This window comes from Tsukamurella hominis (assembly GCF_965137015.1).
In the GTDB taxonomy this organism is placed as follows: domain Bacteria; phylum Actinomycetota; class Actinomycetes; order Mycobacteriales; family Mycobacteriaceae; genus Tsukamurella; species Tsukamurella hominis.
Map to the genome: position 1 here is coordinate 152,654 of NZ_CBCRZG010000006.1, position 22,714 is coordinate 175,367.

Annotated in this window: 39 protein-coding genes, 1 tRNA gene and 1 pseudogene; 29 read left to right on the forward strand and 12 right to left on the reverse strand. The window is 70.7% G+C overall.

The genetic code is table 11. The annotated features are described in order from the left end of the window. Positions 1-59: 59 nt before the first annotated feature. On the reverse strand, positions 60-932 hold the full coding sequence (locus tag ACM9LD_RS10660; protein WP_415676635.1) for a DNA-formamidopyrimidine glycosylase family protein: 873 nt from the start codon (positions 930-932) through the stop codon (positions 60-62). 22 nt (positions 933-954) lie between these two features. Here ACM9LD_RS10660 and ACM9LD_RS10665 point away from each other — a divergent pair, with 22 nt between their 5' ends. The 3 genes from ACM9LD_RS10665 to ACM9LD_RS10675 are packed head-to-tail and all read left to right on the forward strand — an operon-like array spanning position 955 to position 3,351. Continuing rightward, positions 955-1,707 (forward strand): 3'(2'),5'-bisphosphate nucleotidase CysQ, encoded by a 753-nt coding sequence (locus ACM9LD_RS10665; RefSeq protein WP_415676636.1) that lies wholly within the window; start codon positions 955-957, stop codon positions 1,705-1,707. Between the two features lie 4 nt (positions 1,708-1,711). Then, positions 1,712-2,377 carry a helix-turn-helix transcriptional regulator gene (locus ACM9LD_RS10670; protein WP_415676637.1) on the forward strand — a complete coding sequence of 222 codons (666 nt, stop codon included), beginning with the start codon at positions 1,712-1,714 and terminating at the stop codon, positions 2,375-2,377. A gap of 53 nt (positions 2,378-2,430) precedes the next feature. Then, positions 2,431-3,351, forward strand: a complete 921-nt coding sequence (locus ACM9LD_RS10675) for a sterol desaturase family protein (protein ID WP_415676638.1) — start codon at positions 2,431-2,433, stop codon at positions 3,349-3,351. Here ACM9LD_RS10675 and cobF read toward each other — a convergent pair. After that, positions 3,324-4,088, reverse strand: a complete 765-nt coding sequence (gene cobF / locus ACM9LD_RS10680; RefSeq protein ID WP_415676639.1) for a precorrin-6A synthase (deacetylating) — start codon at positions 4,086-4,088, stop codon at positions 3,324-3,326. The genes ACM9LD_RS10675 and cobF overlap by 28 nt on opposite strands. Beyond that, complete coding sequence (locus tag ACM9LD_RS10685) at positions 4,085-4,708, reverse strand: TetR/AcrR family transcriptional regulator (RefSeq protein ID WP_415676640.1); 624 nt, start codon at positions 4,706-4,708, stop codon at positions 4,085-4,087. The genes cobF and ACM9LD_RS10685 overlap by 4 nt, the downstream gene beginning before the upstream one ends. A 143-nt stretch (positions 4,709-4,851) precedes the next feature. On the opposite strand from ACM9LD_RS10685, the gene ACM9LD_RS10690 reads away from it, so the two are divergent. Beyond that, positions 4,852-5,925 (forward strand): hypothetical protein, encoded by a 1,074-nt coding sequence (locus tag ACM9LD_RS10690; RefSeq protein ID WP_415676641.1) that lies wholly within the window; start codon positions 4,852-4,854, stop codon positions 5,923-5,925. On the opposite strand, the gene ACM9LD_RS10695 is transcribed toward ACM9LD_RS10690, so the two are convergent. Then, positions 5,926-6,534 (reverse strand): pyridoxamine 5'-phosphate oxidase family protein, encoded by a 609-nt coding sequence (locus ACM9LD_RS10695; RefSeq protein ID WP_415676642.1) that lies wholly within the window; start codon positions 6,532-6,534, stop codon positions 5,926-5,928. It abuts the gene before it with no gap. 37 nt (positions 6,535-6,571) lie between these two features. Here ACM9LD_RS10695 and rnhA point away from each other — a divergent pair, with 37 nt between their 5' ends. Further along, positions 6,572-7,015, forward strand: coding sequence for a ribonuclease HI (gene rnhA / locus ACM9LD_RS10700; protein WP_224648900.1), 444 nt, complete (start codon positions 6,572-6,574; stop codon positions 7,013-7,015). On the opposite strand, the gene ACM9LD_RS10705 is transcribed toward rnhA, so the two are convergent. After that, positions 7,012-7,461, reverse strand: a complete 450-nt coding sequence (locus ACM9LD_RS10705; RefSeq protein WP_415676643.1) for a DUF2510 domain-containing protein — start codon at positions 7,459-7,461, stop codon at positions 7,012-7,014. The genes rnhA and ACM9LD_RS10705 overlap by 4 nt on opposite strands. 18 nt (positions 7,462-7,479) lie before the next feature. Continuing rightward, complete coding sequence (locus ACM9LD_RS10710; RefSeq protein WP_415676644.1) at positions 7,480-8,622, reverse strand: metallophosphoesterase; 1,143 nt, start codon at positions 8,620-8,622, stop codon at positions 7,480-7,482. 83 nt (positions 8,623-8,705) lie between these two features. Here ACM9LD_RS10710 and ACM9LD_RS10715 point away from each other — a divergent pair. After that, positions 8,706-8,779: transfer RNA gene (locus tag ACM9LD_RS10715), tRNA-Arg, on the forward strand. 55 nt (positions 8,780-8,834) lie between these two features. On the opposite strand, the gene ACM9LD_RS10720 is transcribed toward ACM9LD_RS10715, so the two are convergent. Beyond that, positions 8,835-10,019: a site-specific integrase gene (locus ACM9LD_RS10720; protein WP_415676645.1), complete on the reverse strand. Its 1,185-nt coding sequence runs from the start codon at positions 10,017-10,019 to the stop codon at positions 8,835-8,837. Then, a complete protein-coding gene (locus tag ACM9LD_RS10725) occupies positions 10,009-10,656 on the reverse strand; it encodes a helix-turn-helix domain-containing protein (RefSeq protein ID WP_415676646.1) in 648 nt (215 codons plus the stop codon). Before ACM9LD_RS10725 ends, ACM9LD_RS10720 begins: the two co-directional genes overlap by 11 nt. A gap of 89 nt (positions 10,657-10,745) precedes the next feature. Between ACM9LD_RS10725 and ACM9LD_RS10730 the strand changes: the two genes are divergently transcribed. The 17 genes and pseudogenes from ACM9LD_RS10730 (at position 10,746) to ACM9LD_RS10810 (ending at position 17,432) form a co-directional block, all read left to right on the forward strand. Next, positions 10,746-10,985, forward strand: a complete 240-nt coding sequence (locus ACM9LD_RS10730) for a helix-turn-helix transcriptional regulator (protein ID WP_415676647.1) — start codon at positions 10,746-10,748, stop codon at positions 10,983-10,985. Then, positions 10,982-11,347, forward strand: a complete 366-nt coding sequence (locus ACM9LD_RS10735; RefSeq protein ID WP_415676648.1) for a hypothetical protein — start codon at positions 10,982-10,984, stop codon at positions 11,345-11,347. The genes ACM9LD_RS10730 and ACM9LD_RS10735 overlap by 4 nt, the downstream gene beginning before the upstream one ends. Beyond that, positions 11,344-11,604: a hypothetical protein gene (locus tag ACM9LD_RS10740; RefSeq protein ID WP_415676649.1), complete on the forward strand. Its 261-nt coding sequence runs from the start codon at positions 11,344-11,346 to the stop codon at positions 11,602-11,604. Before ACM9LD_RS10735 ends, ACM9LD_RS10740 begins: the two co-directional genes overlap by 4 nt. After that, on the forward strand, positions 11,601-11,882 hold the full coding sequence (locus tag ACM9LD_RS10745; protein WP_415676650.1) for a hypothetical protein: 282 nt from the start codon (positions 11,601-11,603) through the stop codon (positions 11,880-11,882). The genes ACM9LD_RS10740 and ACM9LD_RS10745 overlap by 4 nt, the downstream gene beginning before the upstream one ends. Further along, positions 11,882-12,142: a hypothetical protein gene (locus tag ACM9LD_RS10750; RefSeq protein ID WP_415676651.1), complete on the forward strand. Its 261-nt coding sequence runs from the start codon at positions 11,882-11,884 to the stop codon at positions 12,140-12,142. Before ACM9LD_RS10745 ends, ACM9LD_RS10750 begins: the two co-directional genes overlap by 1 nt. After that, positions 12,139-12,507 carry a DUF6907 domain-containing protein gene (locus tag ACM9LD_RS10755; RefSeq protein ID WP_415676652.1) on the forward strand — a complete coding sequence of 123 codons (369 nt, stop codon included), beginning with the start codon at positions 12,139-12,141 and terminating at the stop codon, positions 12,505-12,507. Before ACM9LD_RS10750 ends, ACM9LD_RS10755 begins: the two co-directional genes overlap by 4 nt. Beyond that, entirely contained in the window at positions 12,504-12,857 is a 354-nt protein-coding gene (locus ACM9LD_RS10760) for a hypothetical protein (RefSeq protein WP_415676653.1), read from the forward strand. Before ACM9LD_RS10755 ends, ACM9LD_RS10760 begins: the two co-directional genes overlap by 4 nt. Then, positions 12,854-13,114 carry a hypothetical protein gene (locus tag ACM9LD_RS10765; protein WP_415676654.1) on the forward strand — a complete coding sequence of 87 codons (261 nt, stop codon included), beginning with the start codon at positions 12,854-12,856 and terminating at the stop codon, positions 13,112-13,114. The genes ACM9LD_RS10760 and ACM9LD_RS10765 overlap by 4 nt, the downstream gene beginning before the upstream one ends. 259 nt (positions 13,115-13,373) lie before the next feature. After that, positions 13,374-13,691, forward strand: coding sequence for a hypothetical protein (locus tag ACM9LD_RS10770; protein ID WP_415676655.1), 318 nt, complete (start codon positions 13,374-13,376; stop codon positions 13,689-13,691). Then, positions 13,688-14,068 (forward strand): hypothetical protein, encoded by a 381-nt coding sequence (locus ACM9LD_RS10775; protein ID WP_415676656.1) that lies wholly within the window; start codon positions 13,688-13,690, stop codon positions 14,066-14,068. The genes ACM9LD_RS10770 and ACM9LD_RS10775 overlap by 4 nt, the downstream gene beginning before the upstream one ends. Then, positions 14,065-14,316: pseudogene (locus tag ACM9LD_RS10780) on the forward strand (helix-turn-helix domain-containing protein); the annotation flags it as partial. The gene ACM9LD_RS10775 and the pseudogene ACM9LD_RS10780, both read left to right, overlap by 4 nt. 507 nt (positions 14,317-14,823) lie before the next feature. Next, positions 14,824-15,582: a hypothetical protein gene (locus ACM9LD_RS10785; RefSeq protein ID WP_415676728.1), complete on the forward strand. Its 759-nt coding sequence runs from the start codon at positions 14,824-14,826 to the stop codon at positions 15,580-15,582. Positions 15,583-15,622: 40 nt separating this feature from the next. Next, positions 15,623-16,150, forward strand: a complete 528-nt coding sequence (locus ACM9LD_RS10790; protein WP_415676657.1) for a hypothetical protein — start codon at positions 15,623-15,625, stop codon at positions 16,148-16,150. Then, positions 16,147-16,596 carry a hypothetical protein gene (locus tag ACM9LD_RS10795; RefSeq protein WP_415676658.1) on the forward strand — a complete coding sequence of 150 codons (450 nt, stop codon included), beginning with the start codon at positions 16,147-16,149 and terminating at the stop codon, positions 16,594-16,596. The genes ACM9LD_RS10790 and ACM9LD_RS10795 overlap by 4 nt, the downstream gene beginning before the upstream one ends. A 3-nt stretch (positions 16,597-16,599) precedes the next feature. Next, positions 16,600-16,998 (forward strand): hypothetical protein, encoded by a 399-nt coding sequence (locus ACM9LD_RS10800; RefSeq protein ID WP_415676659.1) that lies wholly within the window; start codon positions 16,600-16,602, stop codon positions 16,996-16,998. Between the two features lie 9 nt (positions 16,999-17,007). Further along, positions 17,008-17,157: a hypothetical protein gene (locus ACM9LD_RS10805; protein WP_415676660.1), complete on the forward strand. Its 150-nt coding sequence runs from the start codon at positions 17,008-17,010 to the stop codon at positions 17,155-17,157. Next, positions 17,154-17,432 (forward strand): hypothetical protein, encoded by a 279-nt coding sequence (locus tag ACM9LD_RS10810; protein ID WP_415676661.1) that lies wholly within the window; start codon positions 17,154-17,156, stop codon positions 17,430-17,432. Before ACM9LD_RS10805 ends, ACM9LD_RS10810 begins: the two co-directional genes overlap by 4 nt. Positions 17,433-17,436: 4 nt before the next feature. Here the strand turns inward: ACM9LD_RS10810 and ACM9LD_RS10815 are convergent, their stop codons facing one another. After that, a complete protein-coding gene (locus ACM9LD_RS10815) occupies positions 17,437-17,706 on the reverse strand; it encodes a hypothetical protein (protein WP_415676662.1) in 270 nt (89 codons plus the stop codon). A 246-nt stretch (positions 17,707-17,952) separates the two neighbouring features. Between ACM9LD_RS10815 and ACM9LD_RS10820 the strand changes: the two genes are divergently transcribed. Together ACM9LD_RS10820 and ACM9LD_RS10825 are read left to right on the forward strand one after the other, a co-directional pair. Next, positions 17,953-18,135 (forward strand): hypothetical protein, encoded by a 183-nt coding sequence (locus ACM9LD_RS10820; protein WP_415676663.1) that lies wholly within the window; start codon positions 17,953-17,955, stop codon positions 18,133-18,135. Then, complete coding sequence (locus tag ACM9LD_RS10825) at positions 18,132-18,824, forward strand: hypothetical protein (protein ID WP_415676664.1); 693 nt, start codon at positions 18,132-18,134, stop codon at positions 18,822-18,824. Before ACM9LD_RS10820 ends, ACM9LD_RS10825 begins: the two co-directional genes overlap by 4 nt. A 133-nt stretch (positions 18,825-18,957) precedes the next feature. Here the strand turns inward: ACM9LD_RS10825 and ACM9LD_RS10830 are convergent, their stop codons facing one another. Then, positions 18,958-19,827, reverse strand: a complete 870-nt coding sequence (locus ACM9LD_RS10830; RefSeq protein ID WP_415676665.1) for a hypothetical protein — start codon at positions 19,825-19,827, stop codon at positions 18,958-18,960. 179 nt (positions 19,828-20,006) lie between these two features. Between ACM9LD_RS10830 and ACM9LD_RS10835 the strand changes: the two genes are divergently transcribed. Genes ACM9LD_RS10835 through ACM9LD_RS10850 form a run of 4 tightly spaced genes read left to right on the forward strand, consistent with a single transcriptional unit; the run spans position 20,007 to position 21,747 of the window. Continuing rightward, complete coding sequence (locus ACM9LD_RS10835; protein WP_415676666.1) at positions 20,007-20,576, forward strand: recombinase family protein; 570 nt, start codon at positions 20,007-20,009, stop codon at positions 20,574-20,576. Then, positions 20,573-20,887, forward strand: a complete 315-nt coding sequence (locus ACM9LD_RS10840; RefSeq protein ID WP_415676667.1) for a hypothetical protein — start codon at positions 20,573-20,575, stop codon at positions 20,885-20,887. The genes ACM9LD_RS10835 and ACM9LD_RS10840 overlap by 4 nt, the downstream gene beginning before the upstream one ends. Positions 20,888-20,889: 2 nt before the next feature. Next, positions 20,890-21,480 (forward strand): hypothetical protein, encoded by a 591-nt coding sequence (locus ACM9LD_RS10845; protein WP_415676668.1) that lies wholly within the window; start codon positions 20,890-20,892, stop codon positions 21,478-21,480. Between the two features lie 21 nt (positions 21,481-21,501). Further along, a complete protein-coding gene (locus tag ACM9LD_RS10850; RefSeq protein WP_415676669.1) occupies positions 21,502-21,747 on the forward strand; it encodes a hypothetical protein in 246 nt (81 codons plus the stop codon). A gap of 4 nt (positions 21,748-21,751) precedes the next feature. Here ACM9LD_RS10850 and ACM9LD_RS10855 read toward each other — a convergent pair whose 3' ends face one another. Both ACM9LD_RS10855 and ACM9LD_RS10860 read right to left on the reverse strand, forming a co-directional pair. After that, positions 21,752-22,243: a hypothetical protein gene (locus tag ACM9LD_RS10855; RefSeq protein WP_415676670.1), complete on the reverse strand. Its 492-nt coding sequence runs from the start codon at positions 22,241-22,243 to the stop codon at positions 21,752-21,754. Further along, complete coding sequence (locus ACM9LD_RS10860; protein ID WP_415676671.1) at positions 22,240-22,521, reverse strand: hypothetical protein; 282 nt, start codon at positions 22,519-22,521, stop codon at positions 22,240-22,242. The genes ACM9LD_RS10855 and ACM9LD_RS10860 overlap by 4 nt, the downstream gene beginning before the upstream one ends. Positions 22,522-22,714: the final 193 nt, after the last annotated feature.

Consider the following 22,714-nt stretch of genomic DNA (forward strand, 5'->3'; position numbering starts at 1 on the left):
AGGTAAGGCACGCCTTCAATCGACTATGCAGCGATGCCTAACCTCAGGGCGGTTTGGGCTCATTTCAGCAGTTTCGACATCCGCCGGTCCGCCAGCACCTTCCCGCCCGTCTGGCAGGTGGCGCAGTACTGGAAGGAGCGGTCGGCGAAGGAGACCTCGCGCACGGTGTCGCCGCACACGGGGCACGGGCTGCCGGTGCGGGCGTGCACCTTCATCCCGGAGCGCTTCTCCGCCTTGAGCGTGGCGACGTGCTGCCCGACGGACCGCTCGACCGCGTCCTCCAGCTCGGACCGCATGGCGGCGTACAGGGCGTCCGCCTGCTGCGCATCCAGGGATTTCGCCGCCGCGAACGGCGAGAGCTTCGCGGTGTGCAGGATCTCGTCGGAGTAGGCGTTGCCGATGCCGGCGATCGTGCGCTGATCGCGGAGCAGCGTCTTGAGCTGGGCGCGCGAGCCGCCGAGGATCGCGCCGAACTCGTCGCGGGTCACGGCCAGCGCGTCGGGGCCGAGCGTCGCGACCATCTCGATCTCCTGCGGGTCGTGCACGATCCACACCGCGAGCCGCTTCTGCGTGCCCGCCTCGGTGAGGTCGAAGCCCTCGCCCTCGGGCCCGACGTGCACGCGCAGCGCGATCGGCGACTTCCCGCCGGGTTTGAGCGGCGTCGGGGAGAGCTTCTCGGACCAGCGCAGCCACCCGGCGCGGGAGAGGTGCACGACGAGGGCGAGGGCCTCGTCGCCCTTCCGCGCATCGAGGATGAAGTACTTGCCGATCCGGCGCGTGCCGGTGGCGGTGGCCCCGACCAGGTCGTGCGGGCCCGGCGCATAGGTCTTGAGCACGGACAGCGCCGCCACGTCGACCCGCCGGACCTGCGTGCCGACGGCCTTGGCGCCCACGTAGTCCGCGATCGCGGTGATCTCGGGAAGCTCCGGCATGGCTCCAATCTAGTGTGGGGGTATGACCTTCTTCGGCCGATCCGAGCATGGCGCCCTGTCCGACATCGAGCTCGCGGCCGAGATCGCCGACGGTGCCGGGCGGATCCTGCAGTCCATCCGGCACGGCTCCCTGCTCGACGACGGGGTGCTGGGCGACACCGGCGACCGCCTCGCGCAGGCCTGGATCGCCCGTGTCCTGCGCCGGCACCGGCCGAACGACGCGGTGCTCTCGGAGGAGGCCCCGGACTCCACGGAGCGACTCTCGGCCGAGCGGGTGTGGGTCATCGACCCGCTGGACGGGACCCGCGACTACGCGGCGCACCGCCCCGACTACGCGGTGCACGTCGCGCTCACGCAGGGCGGGCAGCCGGTGCACAGCGCGGTCTCGCTGCCCGCGATGGACCGGGTGTTCCGCTCCGACACCGTCACCGCGCCGACGGGTGCGCTGACGGGCAATCTCGCCCTCTCGCGCAGCCGCGCGACGCCCGGCATGTTCCGGGTCGCGGACTCATTGGGCCTCACGCCCGTCTCGCTCGGCTCCGCCGGGGTGAAGACGATGGCCGTCGTGACCGGGCAGGTCGACGTGTACCTGCACGCCGGCGGCCAGTACGAGTGGGACTCCTGCGCGCCCGTCGGCGTCGCGCGGGCCGCGGGCCTGCACTGCTCGCGCCTCGACGGCAGCGAGCTGACCTACAACAACCCCGACCCCTACCTCCCCGACCTCGTGGTCTGCCGGCCCGAGCTGGCGGAGAAGGTCCTCGACGCGCTGAACTGAGCGCATGAGCGGGTGGACGGGGTCGGTGCACCTCGGCGTCGGGGCGCTGGCCTACGACGGCGCCGTCGGCACGACGGGGCGGCACCGGCACGCGGCGTGCCAGCTCCTCTCCCTCCGGTCCGGGACGGTCACCGTCACCGTCCAGCCGCCCGACGGTCCGCCGCGCACCCGGGAAGGCGTGACCGCCTTCGTGATCCCGGCGGGCACCGTGCACGCGATCGGCCCGGTCTCGCCGGACGCGGCGGGGCTCACCGTCTACCTCGATCCCGACGCGGTACCGGCTGCCCTCCCCGAGGCGCCGACGGAGGCGGAGCTGCGGGCGCTGGCGACGGCACGGGACGGGCTGCGGCCCGTCCACCCGTACGTCCGCTCGGCGCTGGATGTGGTGGCGCGGCGGCGTTCCGAGGCCCTGTCGCTGACCGCCGTCGCGGCGGAGATCGGGGTGTCGGCCTCGCATCTGAGCCGGCTGTGGCGCCGCGACCTGGGACTGGCCTTCCCCGCATGGGTCCGCTGGTCGCGCCTGCGTGCGATGGCCGAGAAGGTGCGGGACGGCGCGTCCATCACGGACGCCGCGCACGCCGCGGGTTTCGCCGACGGGGCGCACGCCAGCCGGGTGTGCCGGGAGATGTTCGGCCTGTCGCCGCAGCAGCTGCTGGCCGCCCTCGGCTGATCCGATCGATCCGTTCAAGCCCGGCGGCCGGTCCCGCGGCGAGGCTGGACGACATGAAGAACCTTCTCCGCTACGGCTATCCGCTGCTCATGCTCGTCGGCGTGAACGGCGCGATCATCGCGCTCGCCGGCTCGGGCGCCCCGAAGCTCGCGCTCATCGGCGTGGTCCTGGCCGCGATCGCGCTGTCCTTCGCCGCCGAACGCGCCATCCCCTACGAGCGGGCGTGGAACCGCTCGCACGACGACGCGAGCCGCGATGTGGCGCACGTGCTGGTCAACGAGTCGCTGATGCTGGCCTCGCTCGCGGTGATCCCGCTGGTCGCGGCGCTCCGCGGCCCGGGGTCGTGGTGGCCGCACGCGCTGCCCTTCTGGGCGCAGGCGCTGCTCGCGGTGCTGGTCGCCGACCTCGGGATCACCGTGGTGCACATGGCGAGTCACCGGTACGGCTGGCTGTGGCGGCTGCACGCCGTGCACCACAGCGTGACGCGCTGCTACGGGCTCAACGGGCTGATGAAGCACCCGCTGCACCAGACACTGGAGACGATCGGCGGCGTCGCACCGCTGCTGGTCCTCGGCATGCCCGTGCCGGTCGCATCGGCGCTCGCGGCGATGGTCGCGGTGCAGCTGCTGCTGCAGCACTCCAACGCCGACTACCGCGTCGGGCCGCTGCGGTCCGTGCTGGCGCTCAACGAGGGGCACCGGTTCCACCACCAGCGCGAGGCCGGGGCGGGCGACGTGGACTTCGGCCTGTTCACCCTGCTCTGGGACCACCTTTTCGGCACGTACGTCCTCGACCGACGCCGTCGCTTCACCAGTGCCGACCTCGGCATGGCGGCCAAGCCCGAGTACCCCACCGGCTACCGCGCGCAGCTCGTCGCGCCGTTCACCGCGGCGGGCGGCTGCGGGGAGATGACCCCGCTGCCGCGCCGGACGGTGCGCGACCGGCTTCAGTCCGCGGGCCGGCGGAGCAGGTAGACGTCCATGATCCAGCCGTGCTTCTCGCGGGCCTCAGCGCGGGTGCGGGCGATCAGGTCGCCCACCTCGCCGACGGGGCCGTCGACGAGGATCTCGTCGGGCGTGCCCAGATAGGCGCCCCAGTAGATGTGGTCCGTCGGCTCGGCGGTCTCGCGGAAGGTGCAGTCCGCGTCGAGCATCACGACGGTGTTGCGGCCGTCGTCGTCGTGCAGGCGGCGGCCGGTGGTGATGTGGATCGGCTCGCCCACCCGGTTGAGCAGGATCGCGTGCGCGGCGGTCAGGGCCTGCACGCTGGTGATGCCGGGGATCACCCTCGGTGCCAGCGGCAGCGTCCGGCCGACGCGCTCCAGGACCCGCAGCGTCGAGTCGTACAGCGACGGGTCGCCCCACACCAGGAAGCCGGCGTTCCCGTCCTCGGGAACGTTCTCGGCGATCGCCGCGGCCAGCGCGGCGGCCCGGGCGTCGTGCCACGCGCCGACGTTGGCGGCGTAGGCACCGTCGGGCCGCGAGGCGCCGCGCTCGGCGGACCGGTCCCGCGGCGGGTCGGGCACGAGCACGACGGGGGTGTCGGGCGCGTGCCGGTCCACGATCTCCTGCCGGATCCCGGTGAGCGTGCCCGCATTCGGCTTGTCGAGGACGAACAGGGCGTCGGCGGCGCGCATCGCGTCGATCGCGCCCACGGTGACGTGCCCGGGGTCGCCGGCGCCGATGCCGATGACCAGAGCTGTGCGGGTCACGCGATCGGCTCGCTGTACATGTTGAGCGTCGCGGTGAGCAGGTCGATCCGGTTCTGCTTGAGGGTGGCGTTGTCCGGGTCGATCACGCAGTACGACGCGGTGCCCTCGTGCACGGCGAGCAGCGCGTAGCCGAGCGCCTCGGGCTTGGTGACGCGACGGCCGGCGGCCTCCAGCACGTGCATCACGGTGGGGATCATGTTCGCCAGGAGCATCTGCTGCGCGTCGCGGACCGTCTGGTTGAGCTCGGGCGTGCGGGTGCACAGCGCCACGAAGTCGCCGTTCACGCGCTGCCAGCGCTCGTTGACGGGGATCGCGCGGACGGCCATCTCGATGAGCTTGCCGTAGTCGGCGCCCTGCACGGCGTAGGTGTCGACCACCTTCGCCATGATGTCCATGATCCACTGGACGTGGTAGCGCCAGACCTCGATGAACAGCTCCTCGAGGCTGGTGAAGTTCGAGTAGAACGCGCCGCGGGTGAACCCCGCCGCCTCGCACACCATCTTCACGTTCGTGGCGCCGTAGCCGTTCTGGGCGAAGACGAAGTAGGCGGCGCGGATGAGCTTGCGCCGGGTGCGCGCCCGGCCCTTCGGATCGTCGTCCGTCAGGAGCGCCGCGGTCATCCCGCCGTCCCGGCGGGACAGAATGTGCTGCGCTGTGTCATCGGCTCAGTGTACCCGTCGGTAGCCTCGGCTTCAGCGGTACTTCAGCGACCGCCAACCGCGAGGTCCTAGCGTTGTGGACATCACGTCGTAGGAGGTCCGCAATGCCCGATTCACCGCCCGCATCCGCATCCGGCGCGGCCCGGATCGCCGGGCTCGTCCTCGCCGTGGCGGGCGCCGTCGGCCTCGTGATCGCGGCCTTCCTCGACTGGTATCGGGTGACCGCGAGGCCACCCGAGGGCGCATCGGCCGCGGCGTTCGCCCTACTCGAGGCCCGGGTCAGCGGGATCGGCGCGGTCACCATGCCCGCGTTCGGCGACGTCGACGTCTCGTCCTCCGTACCGAACGACGTCGCGTGGGGCGGATGGGTCGCCATCGGGCTCGCCGTGGCCGTCGTGCTCCTGGCGGCGGTAGCGGCCCTCGGGCCCGCCGGGCAGCGACGCCTCGGCGCCGCGGGGGCCGTCGTCGTCGGCGTGGCTGGGATCGCCCTCGGCGTGTACGCGGCGGTCGTCCCCGTCGGCACGCAGACGATGACGGTCGAGGACCTGAGCCTGCAGGTCGACACGAAGGCGGGCGTCGGCCCCTACGCTGTGATCGTCGCCGCCGTGATCTCGACGCTCGGCGCCCTCGCGCTGCTCCTCGCCCGACGGTCCGCCCCCGCCACCGTCGCGCACCCCGCGCCGCAGGCACCGCAGTTCCCGGCGTCGCCCTTCGGTCCCGCCGCCCAGACGTCCGGCGGTCCGATGACCGGCGCTCAGCAGCCCGGCGGCCAGATCCCGGGCGCACGGCTTCCCGGCGCCCCGCTGCCGGCCGCGCCGATTCCTCCCCACGACGCGTCGCTGGCACCGTCGAACCCGCAGTACCCGCCCGCGGATGCGGGCTGGGCACGCCCCGTCGCGCCGCCGATGCCGGCGCACACGCCTCCCCCGCTCCCCTCCCCGGTGCCCGACGAGCAGACCCGGACCGCCGTGGCGCCCGTGGCGCAACGCCGCCCGCAGCCGGACTGGGACCGGAACTGGCCCGGCACGGTTCCGCCGAAGCCGGGGCCGGTCACCCCGTCGGAGCAGCACACGCAGGTCGTGAAGCGGCCGCCGCGCCCGGTGAAGGTCTCGCCGAAGCCCGAGACCGAGGCGATCCCGCGCCGCGACCCGCGCTTCGACAGCCCCACGCAGCCCTGATCAGCCGGCGTCGCCCTCGAGCTCGGCGACGCGGGCGCGCAGTCGGTCGATCTCGGTCTGCAGCTCGGCCTCGCGCTCCGCGGCGACCTTCTGGTACGCCGCCCCGAGCTGCTTGATGTAGTCGCGGTCGAAGCGCGGGATGATGCTGCGCTGGCAGTTCCAGTCGAAGGCCTCGACGGCGATCTCGATGACCCGGCGGTCCGCAGTCTCGCGCACCGTGCCGCGGCCGAAGACCTTGAGCCGCACGCGCCGCGGGTAGTCGACGAAGAACATAGCCAGCCGGTCGTCGTCGGCGAGGTTGCCGAGGGTGACGAACTGGTTGTTGCCGGGGATGTCGATGAAGCCGAGCCGCCCGGTCGTGGGGTCGTGCTGCACGAAGCCCGCCGGGCCGCTGCGGTACTGCAGGTAGGGCCAGCCCTGCGGGGTCACGGTGGCGAGGCAGAACTGGTCGGCGCGGGTGATCATGAGCAGCTCGCGGTCGGTGAGGGCCTGCGGCCCGTCGTCGCCCCGTTCGAGCTGACGGCCGTATGCCACGTAGCTGCCGTTGCGGCGCTGGCGTTCCAGGGCGTCGTCGCCGAAGACCAGGTGGTGGTAGTGATTGTTCGGCACGGCTTCACGGTAGCGCGCACCGCTAGGATGGCTCCTCGTGGCGGACGAGATCGTGATCTACACCGACGGCGCGTGCTTGGGGAATCCCGGGCCGGGAGGCTGGGGCGCGGTGCTGCGCTTCGGCGAGCACCAGAAGGAGCTGTACGGCGCCGAGAAGGACACGACGAACAACCGCATGGAGCTGATGGGCGCCATCTCCGCGCTCGAGGCGATCACCCGGCCGATGCCCGTGGTGCTCTACACCGACAGCTCGTACGTGAAGAACGGCATCACCAAGTGGATCGCCGGCTGGAAGCGCAACGGCTGGAAGACTTCCGCGAAGCAGCCGGTGAAGAACGCCGAGCTGTGGCAGCGCCTGGAGCAGGCCGCCGCGCAGTACGAGATCGACTGGCGCTGGGTGAAGGGGCACGCGGGTAACGAGGGCAACGAGCTCGCCGACCAGCTGGCCTCGCGCGGCGCCCAGGAGGCGCGGGACGCCTAGTCGCGCTCCGAACGTCGAGTTCTGCGACGCCGGACAGGTCCCTGCGCACCTCGAGGTCCCGAGAACTCGACGTTGGGAAGCAGGCGACGCTTCGTGGGTCGTTGCGCGGGGCGCAGCCTCGGCGGCGCATCGGCCGTGCGGGCGCGGACCCGCGTGCCCGGGGCGGCGGCCGGCGTCGCGCCCGGGTCGGCGAACCGGCGGGTCCACTTCGTGCCGTTCCACCAGCGCATCCGCGCGGCGTCCTCGGGATCGGGGTACCAGCCGGCGGGGGCGACGGGCGGCGGCAGGTCGGCCCGGCGCGGTAGCGACAGGCCCGCGGGGACGCGGGCGGCCGGGAGCTTGAGGACGGGCACGCGACCGGCGGCGGAGGACTTGCGCCGGGTCCGCACCGACGGGGCCACACTCACCCTGACCGGCCCGACGTCGGTACTCGCGCGAATCGCCATGCCCCGATCATGCGCCGGTCAGGCCGCGCTCAGCTCCAGAATCGCGATCTCCGGCGGCGCGGCCACGCGCACGGGCGGCCCCCACGCGCCGGCGCCGCGGCTGGTGTAGACGGGCATCCCGTCGACGGACTCCAGCCCCTGCAGCGCCGGCTGCTGCAGCCGGACGAAGTACCGGAAGGGCCAGATCTGGCCGCCGTGCGTGTGCCCCGCGACCTGCAGATCCGCGTCGCGCTTCGCGAACTCGCGGCCCTGCAGCGGCTCGTGCGCGATGGCCACCGTGAAGTCGGCGGGATCGACGCCGGCGAAGGCCGCGTCGTAGTCCACCTCGTGCGGGGCCTTGCCCGTCCGGTCGTTGGCGCCCACGATGGTCACCGTCGCGCCGCCCCGCTCGAGCCGCGCCGACCCGTTGGTCAGCGGGGTGACGCCGACGTCGCGCCACCGCTGCACCCAGTTCACGACGTCACCCGCGTAGTACTCGTGATTGCCGGTCACGGCGAAGACGCCGAGCGGGGCGCGCAGGTCGCGCAGCGGCGTCAGGTCGTCGCCGATCTGGGCGACGGTGCCGTCGATGAGGTCACCGGCCATCAGCACCACGTCGGGCCGCTCGGCGTTGGCCCGGTCGACGACGCCCTGCACGAACCCGCGGCTGCGCACCGGGCCGGCGTGGATGTCCGTGATGAGCGCGACCTTGAGCGGGCCGAACGCGGCGGGCATCGACGCGAGCCGGATCTGGGTGTGCGTCACGCGCGGCGTCGCCGCCTCGACCAACCCGTACAGCGTCGCGGCGACGGCGCCGACCACGCCCACGCGGGCGACGACGCGACGGAGCGGCGCACCGTCGAACCCGGGGCGGACGAGCCGCACCAGCCGGGTGAGGACCCACAGCACACCGAGGACGAGCAGGGTGAGGAGCAGGTAGAAGACCGTCGCGAGCCAGGTGAGGCCCGCGGCGCTGATCCAGCGGACGCGGTCGGGGGCGATCACGCCCGCGCCCGCGAGCAGGCCGACCGCGCTGCACGCCGTGAGGACCACCGCCACGGCGACGGCGACGTTCCCGGCGCCGCGCGCCGGCCGGGTCGCCCACCGCCGGACCACGCGACGCTGCACGAGAGCCAGCGAGCCCAGCGTGACGACCAGTAGTACTGAGATCCCGATCGGCACGCGGCCATCCCCCCTCGTGATGCTGCAAACTCGGACATCCGAATGTACCCGGCGGGCTCCGCGTGGCTACACTCGTGCCGCACGCCCTCGTAGCTCAGTCGGATAGAGCGGATCTCTCCTAAAGATCAGGTCGCAGGTTCGATTCCTGTCGGGGGCACTCTGACCAGCAGAAACACCGCGCCAAACAGGCGCGGAGAGCGCGAACTCTGCGCTTATTCAACGGAAACGCCGGCCGCTCGATCTAGCGCGTCGGCGACCTCGCGGTGCATCGTGTTCCGCTGCATGTACGTGTCCTGAGTCATCGACGGCCGCGCGTGTCCGAGCTGGTCAGCGGCGATTCTGGCCGAAAGCCCGGCGTCGTCCACGGCGGTCGCGACGGTCTTGCGGAGGCTGTACAGCGTCACGTCGTCGCCGAGTCCCAGGTACCGCCGGGAGTCCCGGAATCGGCCCGCCACGTTCACCGGATCGCGGAGCGTCCCCACTGCCGAGGGGAACAGCCAGCCGAATTGGGCGCCCTCGCGCTCGAGCCGCGCGCGCAGCATCGCCACGGCGAACCGGGGCAACGGCAGCGGCCGCCCGGACCCGGCCTTCGTGCCGGCCTCCCAGACGAGCCCTTGCCCCTTCGCGCGGTAGATGTGGCCTTCCAGCACCACGGTGGCGTCGTCGAGGTCGATGTCGGACCAGCGGAGCGCCAGCAGCTCGCCCGTGCGGGCACCGGTCGCCGCGGCGAGGACGATCACGTCGGCGAGATCCCAGCGGCGGCAGCGGTGCGATGTGCGCACGCGCTTGAGCAGCCGCGGCAGGTCTGCACCGTCGACCGCCCGTGAGCCCTTCGTCTGCTTCGCCTTGCGCCGGGACTTGCGGACCGCCCCGAGCTCGTTGACCGGGTTCGTCCCGATCGCTCCAGCCAGCACGGCGTCCTGCATCACGGCCCGCAGCTGCATCCGGGCCTGCTTCTCGCGGACGGCACCGTGGTCGCTGGCGATGCCGCGGAGGATGTCGAGGGCGAGGCCGGCGGTCAGCTCGCCGACGCGGACCTCGGCGGTTCGGCGCTTGAGGATGCCGGCGGCGTCGCGGTAGGTGTCGATGGTGCGGGGCGCGTAGTCGCCACTCTCGGCGATCCGCTCGAGGTAGGCGTCGAGCAGCGCCGGGACGAGCGTGCCCGTCGTGATCGTGCCCGTGCTGGCGTTGCCGATGCGGTCGAGGTGGTCGAGGAGCGCCTTCTCGGCGGCCGCGCCGTACTCGTCGACCTGTCCGTCGGGCGTGCGGCGTTCGACGGGGCGCGTGACGCCGTCGGTGCCGCGGTATCGGCAGTACGCACGCCACTTCCCGGGGGCGAGCTGCGTCCGGGTGATCTTGCCGTGCGCGCCGATCCGCAGCGGCGGCCTACCCGCCATCCCCGAACCTTCCCGCGTCGCGCCCCCTGCTGGCGGAGCCCAACGACTTCTGATACTCCGAGACCAGCTCTTCACGCTCCGCCCGAAGCTCTGCGAGCTGCGCTCGCTCCGCCTCGATGTCACCCGTCACGGGCAGCCTGCTGAATCCCGGGCCGAGGTTCGTGTACCCACGCTCAAGATCGCGAATTCGTGCGTCCTGCTGGCCGATCAGGTCGTCGAGCTGGACCAGCCGCAGCGGGATGCGCATGGTGTCGTCGGTCCACATCATGTCTCCGTCAGACCAAGTCCCCTCGGGCATCGGGGGCATGACCTCGAGAGCGCCGACCGTCGCTCCGGCACCCAGAAACCACCGCAGACCTTTGAGGCCCTTCATCGTGTGCCCCGGTACAACTTCCGTGTCCGCCAGAACATTCGGGAACAGCAGCGCCAGCGGAGGCATGTCGAGCGCTACTGCGATTGCCGCCAGCTCAGGCAGCGTCGCGTCACGAGTTCCCGCCTCGATCTTGCCGAGCGCGACCCGATGAACAGGCGTACCCAGCTCACGGGTCCGCTCGGAGACCTTGACCGCACTGAGCCCCAATCGCTCGCGCCGCACTGTGATCGCCTGACCCACCACCTGACCCCAACTGTCGCTCATCTCAACAGGGTTGCACACATATCGCGACAGCTCATGCTACTGTTCGAAACAGCGACACACTCTGTCGCATATCACGACAGGAGCAGACCGTGACCACACCAACCACCACCGCCACCGTGTGGCTGACCCGCGCCGAACTGGCCGCTCGCTGGAAGATCCCCGTGCAGACCCTCGCCGGCTGGGCGGCCTCCGGGAAGTCCGGGCCGCAGTACGGACCGGCGTTCACCAAGCTGGGCCGCCACGTCCGGTACCGCCTCGCCGACATCGAAGCGTGGGAAGCCGCGCAGGAGCAGGCGCCCACCGAGCCCCACGGTGGTGATGCAGCGTGAGCACCGACGATCCGACGTACAGCGAAGCCCTCGAAGCCGCGGCGAAGCGAGCCGGGCTGCTCATCGGCCGCAGGACCATCGCCGGGCACGTCACCCTGGTGTGGTGCGACCGCTTGGGCGCGGCCTGCCCCGAGCCCGCCGACATGCGGGACCGGCCCCGCCACCGGCACCGCGAGATCCGGCGCCTGCCCGCCCGCGTCGCCATCTACTGGATGGACAACTGCCCCGACGCCGTCGAGGCCGCGAAGCGCAACGGCCTGGCGACCGGCGGGCGCACCGAAGCCGCTCCCGGATCCAGCGGCCCGATCGTCGGCGACGTCGACCAGGTGATCGGCCGAGCCGAGACGGACGGTTCCCGATGACGCCCGCGATGCTGCTCGCCTTCATGGGCGTGCTGGCCGTGGCCGCGGAGATCGCGGACCGGATGCCTGTGCCCGCCGACAAGTATCGCCGCATCGAGGACTTCGCCGACTGCGGTCTCGGTGCCGACGAGTACCGCGGGCCGCGCCGCTACACCCGGCCCAGCGAGACCCATGACATGAGGAAGGGCACGGACTCCTGCACCGCCAAGCGCAAGCCCGTGCCCTCCGACCAGCTCACCCACCAGGAGAACCAGTGACCACCAGCGTAACCGACCCGTTCCCACGCGCCACTCGGCGTGATCACCTTGCCCGGGTGCTCGACGAGTTCGCCGGCGTGGCGATCCGCACCGCGGAGCCCGGCACCGTCGACGTGCCGCACGACCCCGGCACGCTCGACGCGCTCGGCGTGTGCGCGGCCGAGTACACCGCGGCCGCGCGGGACCTCGCCGCGGTCCTCGGCTGTGAACCTCTCGAAGCGAGCCACCTGCTCGACGCGCTCGCGGTCGCGTTCACGACGATCGAGGTCGCCGAGTGATGGACCACGTGCCTGACCTGTGCTTCGCGGCCGTCCCGCACGTCGAGCGTTCTCGGCTGCTGATCGTCTCGTCGTACGTCGACGATCCCGCGGGAGAGGTGTTCGTCGCGCTGACGGACCGCTCAGCCGACCCGCACGCCGCCACCGACCACCTCGTCAGCCTCCGCGCCGCCGATGCCCTCACCATCGCCGACGGGATCCGCTCCGCCGTCACCGAGGTCACCGCCGCCGTCGCCGCCCGCCGCAGGAGGTCCGCATGATCTCCCCGCGAGTCTGCACCCCGTGGTGCGTCGACGGCACCGGCCACCAGAACGGCGCCGTCGGCCGCAGCGACCAGACGTGCGTTAGCGGCTCGACGACGGTGGAGCTGCACCTCGAGGAGCCCGAGCCGCAGCGCGACGGCCGAACGTGGTTCGCCCCGCACCTATCCACCAGCGCCGTCGCCAGGTTCAACGAGTACGCCGTCGTGTCGTTGTACCTCGACGTGCTCGACGACCGGCACGGCGAGATCGACCGCGAGCTCCGCCTGACCGCGTCGGAGGCGCGCCAGCTTGCCGCCGGCCTCGCCCGGGCCGCGGACCTCATCGACCACCAGCACACCGAGACCAACGGAGCCGCAGCATGACCGAGTTCGACCCGCGTAACCCGCCCGCCGAGTTCTTCATCGCGGACGAGAAGGGCCTACCCATCGGGCACATCGACGTGGACAAGCTCCAGTCCGACGCCACACTCCTCATGTACGACCTCGCCGAGACAGCCGGCGATGACGAGGCCACGGACCGTGTCGCCGAGAAGTGGGTGACCGCAACCGATCCGCAGTACTACTCGTATCTCGCGGCTGCGGCGCTGTCGCTGACGGTGCGGCACGTCCTCGCGCCGAGCCTGGACGTGGCCCAGCGGGCGGGGATCGACCTCCGCGCTGGTCTCCGTCGGGCCGCCGCATATGCACGCCGAGACCTCGGAGGTCCGTCGTGATCGACCACCAGGCGCGGGTCCGGCGCGCGTTGGCCGCTCTCGTCGACGAGGGCCGGGAGTTCCTGCCCGACGACGTCCACGCCCGGGTACCGCGTTCAACGAGGGCGTGGCTCGACGCGCGCCCGTCGCACCTCGGTGCCGTGATGAAGCACCAGCACGAGGCGGGAGTCATCGAGCACGTCGGCTGGGCCGACAGCCCACGCCGACCCGGCTACAGCTCGCGCGTGTGGCGGCCGGTCGACACCGGCGGCGGGTGATGTGTACGGGGGCGGGCCCCGCCTTTCAGGCGGCCCTCTGCGATCGAGCTGGGCAAGGCACCGCCCCGCATCGCCGACGGTACGCGCAGCGACCCAAGCCGCGCCACGTCAATACATTCCCGCTCGGACCGGACGCGGTAGCCTATACGGACACGCTGCTGGCTTTGGACCGAGCACCCGCCGAGGTTCCCACGTCCATGCCACCAGCACACAATTCGCCGCTGGCGCTGGGCCGGGCCTCCCACAGCAGGAGCCCCACATGCCCGCACCCACCACCCTCACGCCGCAGCAGAAGGCCCTGACGCCGCTCCTCGAGAACCACCTCGTCCGCCCCTGGCCGGACTTCGGAACCGCCGTCGGCGTCGGCTCCGCGTCCGCCGCCCACCGAGCACTCAAGACCCTCGAGGCCGCCGGCCGGATCACCGTCGTGCGCACCGGGCACAGGCTCCTCGTCCCGACGGCGGACATCCTCCAGCTGCTCGGCCTCACTCACGCCGAAGCCGCGGAGATCGTCTACGGCCCCGGCGGTGCCGCCGCGACCGGCACCTCGGACGCCACCTCGGGCGGTGCGAAGTGACCAGCGAGAGTGGGAAGACCCGCCGCGTCGAGATGTGGGACAACCGGGCGTTCGCCGTCGACGCCGCCGGGTACGTCAACATCTTCCGCGACGGCGAGAAGTACTTCACCGAGCCCGTACCCGGGTGGATCACACAGGAGTGGACCGAGACGTACGTGTCCTACGTCAGCGCTGACGGCTTCCCCAAGAGCTACGTCGACCGCCCAGACCGCCCGGGCATCATCCGCGTGATCGCCGCCTGCGTCGACGAGGGCGGCCAGCTCGAACCGGTCAACGACCGGACCGACTTCGTCGACACCGTCTACAGCGCGCAGGCCGATCGGTACATCGCCTCCATGGAGAGGCACACGGCGCGTCGAGCGGGTGAGACGCAGTGACCGAGCACCAGCCCGGCGAACCGCCCGGCTACCGCCACCCCACCACGTCGTACGAGTGGGCCAAGCTGGTCCACCGTGGCGGCGGGCCGAAGCTGCCAGCGAAGGCCCGAGCGGTCGCGTGGGCACTCTGCGACCGCGCACACCTGGAGAACGGCCGGTTCATTGCCTATCCGTCGCTCCGTCGACTCGCGGGCGACGCCAACGTGACTCAGCGGACCGTGCAGCGTCAGCTCGTCGAGATCGAAGCGGCCGGGTGGATCATTCGGGTGCCCGGTGGCCCGAAGACCGTGACGCGGTACTTCCTGGTGATACCGAGCACCGCCGAACTAGGGACCGACGAGTCCCTAGTGGCGGGCGACGAGGTAGAGACGCACGTGTCCCTACCCGTAGAGACGCAGACGTCCGTAGAGACGCACGTGTCCCTAGGGTTCGAACGCGCTGAATCCCGCTCTGGGGTAGAGACACCAGTGACCGCGGTAGAGACGCACACGTCTCTAGGTAGAGACGCACATGTCGTGGGGGTAGAGACGCACACGTCCTCCGAAGGACCCATAGAAGGACCCAATGAAGTACCCACCGACGAAGGGCCGCTCTCTTCTCACGTAAGTAACGCGCGGGCGGGCGCGAGCAACCCCACCAACCCGAAACCCCAACCGGCAGCGGCACCCCGACTGCTCGACAACGCCGTCGCCCGCAACCGGCTCCCGGACGCCTTCCCCGACCTCCTCGGCCGGCGCGGGCAGCCGCTCGCGCACATGCACGGCATCACCGAGGCCGACGGTCGCCGGATCCTCGACGACTACAGCCGCTCCCACGCTGAGCAGACGCCCAGCGCGTTCACGGCGTATCTCCACGACCTCAACCGCACCGCGGCGGCCGCGGCGCCGGGCGAACCGTGGTGCACGCCCGTACCTGCCGACGGCACCAGCCCGGCAGACACCGCCACTGCAGAGCCGCACGGCCCCGGCAACGGAACAGCAGCTACAGCGGCGGAGCCCGGCAGCGGCGACGGTGAGGAGCCCGACACCGGTACGTCGGTGGAGTCGGCCGTGCTCGACGGCACCGTATCGGCGGCGCGTTCGCCCGTGGGCGGCCCGGAGAGCGCCGAAGGCGCCCGCGGTGCCCCCAACGCCGGAGAATCGCTCACAGGGGCGCACAGCGCCGAACGAGGGACCGGCGGCCGTGCGGGCCGCGGCGGGCGAGGCAGCACGACACCCGAGGAGCGCCAGCAGCGTGCCCTCGCGCTCATGCACACGATGACCGAGGACTCGCAGGCCGCGGCGATGCAGCGCGGCCGCACGCGGGTGCAGAAGTACCTCGACGACGGGCCGCAGACCGAGGGCCAGATCCGCGACCGGTTCAAGGGCTCGACGTTCGCCACCGGCACCGGCGACCGGATCAACGCGCCGCTGCTCGTGCCGGTGTTCCTCGCCGACCTCGTGACGCTCGGCCAGATCACCCAGCAGCACGACGGCCGATACCACCTCGCCACCAACACCAGGAGGTCCGCGTGATCGACGACGACCCGCTCGCAGTCGACGAACCGAGGACGCCATGAGCGGTGAAATCAGCGACGGTGCAGACGAGGAGGTGACGATCGTGCGCCCAGACCAGGTGGAGGACCATCTGCGTGCCGTCGAGGCCGCACGGATGCGACGCGACGGTGCCCAGTGGGCGGACATCGCCGAGCAGGTTGGCTACGCGAGCCCTGGCAGCGCACACAGGGCAGTGACTCGCCTCGTGCGGCGCGAATCCACGGAGTCGGCCGCCGAGTACCGCGAGATCGCCCTGGAGCGTTACGAGTACCTCTACGGGGAGGCTGTGCGGCGGATCCAGGCCGCGGACGACCGTGCGCTCGTCGGGTCCGCGCAGATGATCTCGACCGCGCTCAAGGCGCAGGACCGGATCGTCGCGTTGCTCGGTCTCGCCGTCGACGGGCAGCTCGCGCCGACGGTGCAGGGCCGCGAGCAGATCGACCGGGACGTCGCCGTGATCCGTCAGCGGCTGCAGCAGCTCACCGCGGGCGAGGACACCACCACCGTCGAGGCCATCGACGTCGAAGCCGAGGAGACACCATCATGAGCGACACGCCCAGCACCACAACGATGATCGACGTCGGCGAGGTGATCCAGCTCGCGCACACCGTCGCCCGCGACTACCTCGCAACGATCGCGGCCCGGGCCACCGCGGAGGAGATCGCCGACGGCCGGCGCCGGGTCGACGAGGTCGCCGAGATCGTCGTCACCGTCAGTGGACTCCTCGACGATCAGATCGCGACCGGCCAGCTCGAGGACACCGTCGCGGTCGACCGGATCCGGCACGTCGTGCGGATGTACGCGGACCTCGCGCGGTTCGACCCTGCCACCGTCGAGCGCGACGACCGGGCTGCCGAGCACGCCGCGGTGCAGCGTCTCCTCGACGGCCTGCAGCCGCTCGCCCAGCGCGACGGCACCCGCGCGTTCATCGACGGCGCCCGCACCGCCACCGAGCTACTGACCGGCCACGCGGCCACCACCGAGGAGGACTGACCAGTGAACGGCACCGACGCCATCAAGTACCTCGCTGCCCGCCTCGCCGAGCGCACCGACTGGGCCATCGACTCGATCGGCGGATCCGGCTGCGACCACGATCACGACGACGAGCTCAACGCCCTCATGGACGCCGTCGCGGAGGTCCGCACGTTCGCGGCCGAGTTCGCCGGCGACCCGCACCACTACAGCGACGGGCGGCTGGTCAAGTCCAGCGCTCAGATCGACGACGGCCTGTACACGAGCGTGGTGTGGCACCCGATCGTCGAACGCGACGAGGCCCGGTCCTGGCGAGGTGCGTTGCTCTCCGGTGCCCCTGGCGTGCCTTCGCCCGGCCTGTACGAGGTCGAGACCGATCCCACCACGCAGATGATCACCGTCCGGGTCGTCCGAGCGGTGTAGCTTGCGCTCATGAGCAAGACCGCCAGCTTCTACGTCATCACGCCCCGCGCGAACGCGCGCAGGGCGTACGACGTTGTGGCCGCGGACGCTGAGTCCGACGCGTTCTACGCGGCCAGGGCCGCGCACAGGTCCGCCGCCGCCGAGGTCCGCCGGCGATGAGACACGAAGTCGAGACCATCTGCATCGAGACCGGCCCCCGGCTCGAGCACGTGCAGGCTGCGGTCGACGCATTCCTCAGGAACTACCCGCGGACCTGGCCCGAGATCGACGACGACGGTTACAGGTGGTCAGGGGAGTGGACCTACGTGCTCGACTTCCCGAACGGCGCCGTCGTAGACGACCCACGCGCATTCGAGCGCGAAGCGATGGCGTACCTCCGCTCGAGCCTCCGCGTGCGGGTAGAGCGAGCGATCGACCTGAAATTCGCGCGCTGACCCGCTACAGCGCGTCGTACTCGCCCTCGGTGAGCACCGGGTAGCCCAGCGGTCGAACCTTGTCCATGAGAGCGGCGATCACGACGTCGAGGTCAGCGCGGTCGACGTCCACGTCGACGTCAACTTGGATGGTCTCTTCGCCGGCGTCGGCCCAGGGCTCCACGATGATGAGCCGGATGGGTCCGCGGTCGGGGATGCCCGCGCGGACGTGTGCCTCGACGTCGGCCAAGGCCGACGGCGGGGCCATGACGACGAAGGTGCAGGTCTCAATCATGCCAGGCAGCGTACCGACGTCCGGCCGGGCTCAGAGGGGGATCCGGCTGTGATCACCGAATCCGCCCTGACGTCACGGTGCGCGTATCCCGGGCCACCTGGCTGGCCCGGCCTAACGAACGCGCTGGCCCCATCCCCATCCGCCCAAAAGATGTCGGTGACCGCTGGTACAACCTGGGCATGTTGGTCCCGAGATCGGGCGATGCCTTGCATAATGTGGATGAGAACGAGACGGAGAGGGTCGGCCATGTCGGTGACGATCGAGCACACAAAGGTTCCTGAGCTTCACGAGCGCATGCAGGGCGTACTTGCGGCGATCGGCATGGAGTACGAGGAACTCGCCGACCTCGCGTCCCGGCACGTGCTCACGCCGGAGGAGCTGGCTGCGTGGGACGAGGTGCGCTCAATCCGGTACCTCCTCGGGGAATGACCGAACTCACCCCTGTCGAACTCGAACAGCGCATTAAGCAGTTCGCCGAGGACGTCCTCACGCGGGTCCTCATGTGTCTAGAAGGCGAGCCGAAGCCCGACGAGCTGGTCGTCACCGCGTCGCCGGACGGGAAGCGATTCACATTCACGTACCGGCAGACATTGCACGCCGCTGCCGGTGGCGCGGTAGTCGGGATGATGCGCCTCGACTATGCACTCGGCACCGATCGGTCTGGCCAGCACCTCGCGGTGCACTCGTCCGCGTTCAAGCTCCTCGACTCGCGCGGAAGTAAGCCGATCGTCCGCGTTGAGTACGTGCGAGATGCATCACGAGTGCCGTGCTCACACATCCACGTGCATGCCGAGAGCGGACTGTTCACACAGCTCCTCGCCGCGACCGGTCGCAAGTCGCCGGCCGCGATCGACTCCGTGCATGTACCGACCGGCGGTGATCGATTCCGGCCGTGCGTCGAGGACTTCGTCGAGTTCCTCATCGTCGAGTGCGGTGCGGCGGCTCGCGAAGGGTGGCGTGATGAGGTTAAGCAGGGCCGGGAGCTGTGGCGCGAGTTCCAGACGGCCGCGGCTGTGCGGGATCGGCCGATGGTTGCGATCAAGACTCTGGAAGCCCTCGGGCTGACGGTGACGGGGGAGGTTCCCCTGGAACGGCCGTCGGCTCGCGATCGATTCTGATCCCGCTACGGGGAAGGGCTCAGTTCCCTGCCTCAACGTACGCGTCGGTCGCCAAGGCGGGGTGCTCGATTGGCGGCGGTGGAGGCACTCCGACCGTAGCGGCGGTGCCGTGGAGGTACTGCCTCGGCGAGCTTCAGAACTCGGGCGCCTTCTTCGGCATTTGCTCGTGCACGTGGCGAATACCCGCGTCGATCCTCCCTGGGCCGTCGTACCCTGCGAGCATCAACCAGCGACAAACGCCCCAGAGTAGGACATCGCTCGCGGCCTCGACCGTCTCAGTGATGAACGCTGCGTCCGGTACCTGAATACTCCGGTAGTACCCCGGCTCGTACTCGTCGCCAATCTCATTGTCGTAGCCCACCATCCCAAACCAATTCTGCCCGTGCCCGGCTCCGCTGGCCGCATTCCACAGGAAGCTCCACCGGTCCGCGTCTCCACCAACAGTCGCGGCGGCTTCTCTCACCAACTTCTCGTAGCCTGGCGGCTTATCCTTAGGCGAACTCCCGATGCGGAGTTCAGCAGCGCGAGCGACGGTCTTCTCCATCCGTGCGGTGATGCCATCGGTCGACTCACCGCCAGCTTCATACGCCTTCTGGTGATACTCGAAGTCCTTGTACATAAGTCGAAGGTGGCGACGGACGCAATCTCTTGGGTCCTCAACGTCAGACAAGAGCCAGACCGCGTGAGAACCAGACTCGAGCCCGGCTCGCCCGATCAGCAAGTACGGCCTGAATCGCACGTGATTCACACGGGACTCGTCGAACTCGTACGGCGCGACTAAGTCTGCCCACAGCGACATGTGCTCAATGCCCGCGGAAAGGTAGCTGCGCGACCAAGCCGACACCTTTTCCCAGGGATAGAGCTGGTCGGCGTACTCGAGCAGGCTCCCCTCCCGAGGATCGACCGCACCCTCCAGAGCCAGAGCGCTGCCGCGGACCTTATAGGTTGCCGCCGCCCAGCGTTGTCGCTGGTCCTCGACCAGGAAGCCTTCTGGCGTCACCATCGTTCCCCCTCGTCCGACTTGTACCTCTGAGTGTAACTATGGGTGTACCCGTACTGGACACCGGACGGTCCCGGTCACCGCGTACAAATGAAGTGCCGATCCGAATTGTTTGACAGACGTCCAGCAACTCCATAGAGTCCAACTAGACACCGCCAAGCACCGCCCCTCCGGAGGACACCATGACCGCGACCGCCACCGGCCAGCGCATCGGGTACACCCGCGTCAGCACCGTCGACCAGAACGACGCCCGGCAGCTCGACGGCATCGCGGTAGACCGCACGTTCACCGACAAGGCCTCGGGCAAGACCGCGGACCGGCCCGCGCTCGCCGAGGCCCTGCGGTTCGTCCGCGACGGCGACACCCTCGTCGTGCACTCCATGGACCGGCTCGCCCGCAACGTCGAAGACCTCCGCCGCATCGTCCGCGAGCTCACCGCCGCCGGCGTGCGCGTCGAGTTCGTCAAGGAGGCCCTGACCTTCACCGGCGACGACTCCCCTATGAACAACCTGCTGCTGACCATGCTCGGGGCGGTCGCCGAATTCGAGCGCTCGCTGATCCTCGAGCGGCAGCGCGAGGGCATCGCGATCGCCAAGGCCGCCGGTCGGTACCGCGGTCGCAAGGCCAAGCTGACCGACGACCAGGCCGCCGAGCTGCGCGCCCGCCTCGCCGCGGGCGAGAGCCCGTCGAAGCTGGCCGCCGACTACGGCATCAGCCGCGCCTCGGTCTACAACTACCGAGCCGCGGCATGACCGGCCGCGATCCCTGGATCACCCTCGAGCAACACCGCGCCCGCCGGGACATCCTCGTGGCGATCGCCGAGGCGATGGACCACCACCGCGACGTCCTCGAGGTCATGTTCGCGGCCGACGACATCGACAGCGCGGTCGCCGAGCTCCAGGCCCGCTACGACTGGACCGCGCACCAGGCCGCCGCGGTCACGGACCTACAGTGGCGACGCCTACCGAAAGCCGAGCGGGAGCGGATCACGACCGCACTCCGCGACCTGACCGCCGAAATTGCGCGTGCCGAGGCCGAGCAGCACAACCTCCGGGAGCTGTGACGATGCGCCCCATCGAGCCGGGCGGCACGCTCGACGAGACGATCCGCCACCTGTACCACCGGATCCTCGCCGCGACCGGCGTCATCGAACTGGTCACGGACGAGAGCCTCATCGACGTCGGCGACCCCGCCGACGCCCTGTTCTGGCTCCTCTCCTCCGTCGACAAGGAGGGCCGCCGAGTCCCCGCCGATCTCGCGGACGAGGTCGTAGCGGTCGCGGAGTCGTTGATCGAACGCGGCGGCCACCTCGACGCGAAGGACGGAGCCACCTTGCGCGACGCCGTCAACGGCCTCCGCGCCATGACCGACGAGGACCTCCTCGAGGCGCTCCTCGCCGCGGGTGCCGGCGTCCTGAGCCCCACCGAGATCGGCATGGTCACCACCGACCGCGATGCCGGCGAGACCCTCGACGCCGTCGAAGGCGCGGTCTACTTCCTCGCGCTCAACGACGTCACCCTGACACCGGAGGTCGCCGCCGCGGCGCGGGCCGTCGTCGACGCCGACTTCCCGACAATCCCCGGTGCGAGCGAGATCTACCAGCGCGCCGTGAGCCGCCTCAACGAGAACCTCGCGAAGATCACCCCTCGGACCTGAGCCCGACCGTATCGTCGACCGATGAACGATCCTCAGGTCGCCAGGATGCTCGCCTCGATCGAGGGCCGCGCGCGCAACTACCTCGCCGGGCATCCCGGCAGCTCGTCGCATCGGGAGCACGTCGACTTCCAGCGCCGGTACCTGGCCGAGCACCAGCCCGAAGGCGGCGCCTACGGGGCCCCGTGCCTCGGCGCCCACAACACGCCGACGGCGTGGCCGTGCGAGGAGGTCAAGAACCTCGACCAGCCGGGCGCCTACCTCGACTGAGCTGCTACGCGTCCTCGAGCGGCACCCGCACCGCGACCGGCACGTCCTGGCCCTCCCACACGAAGTGCAGCTGCGGCGGAATCGGCGCGCCCCAGGCTCCAGCCATCATGAACGTCTCACCCGCGCCAGGACCGAGCGTCAGGTCCGGCGCCAACCGGAACAAGCCGCCGACGTCGTCCGCGCACCGCACGCCCGCCGCGGCGGCATCGCCGACGTTTCGCAGTACCCAGGTGCTCCCGCCGGCCTTCTCGATGACCAGCTGAGCGGCTGCCGGAGGATGCAGCGCCTCGTCGGCGAGATCGGCCGATCGTTCGGCAGCTGCAGCGGCCGCAACCGCGGCGTCAGCACTCCGACGGTTCTCGACCAGCGCATCCGCCGCCGTGCTCGCGCTCTCCTCTGCGGCGATCGTGCCCCGGCGCGCGTAGACGAACGCCCCGATGGACACGCCCAGCGCCACCACGGCGATCACCGCCGTCACCCACTCGGCCACGCTCACCGCGCGGCCGCCAGGTCCGCCAGGAGCTGCTGCAGGCCCGCCCACGTGTCCGGCAGCGGCAGAGGCACCGGCCGGTCGGCCTTGTCGAGGATCGTCCCGGGGCGCTCATCGAGGGGGCGGTCAGCGACGATGCAGGCTGCGCTGCAGTAGTACCTCGGCTGGAGTGGCGCGCCGGTGCGCGGCCGCTTCTTCACGACGTACTCGACCGGCGCGCGGCCACCGCCTCGGCACCGATGTCGGTACTCCTCGATCCGCCCGTGGGCCCAGATCTCGTTCATCGCCGGAGGCTATCTCGATCCCTGCGCTTATTCGGCGCAATTGCCCGGAATCCGGCCGAATTCAGCGATACGCCGACGAACGACCATGAAAGCCGAACCTGTTATCCCGCAACACCTAACGAGATTCCGCGACACCGAACACGAAGCATCGAATCAGAAAGATCAGGTCGCAGGTTCGATTCCTGTCGGGGGC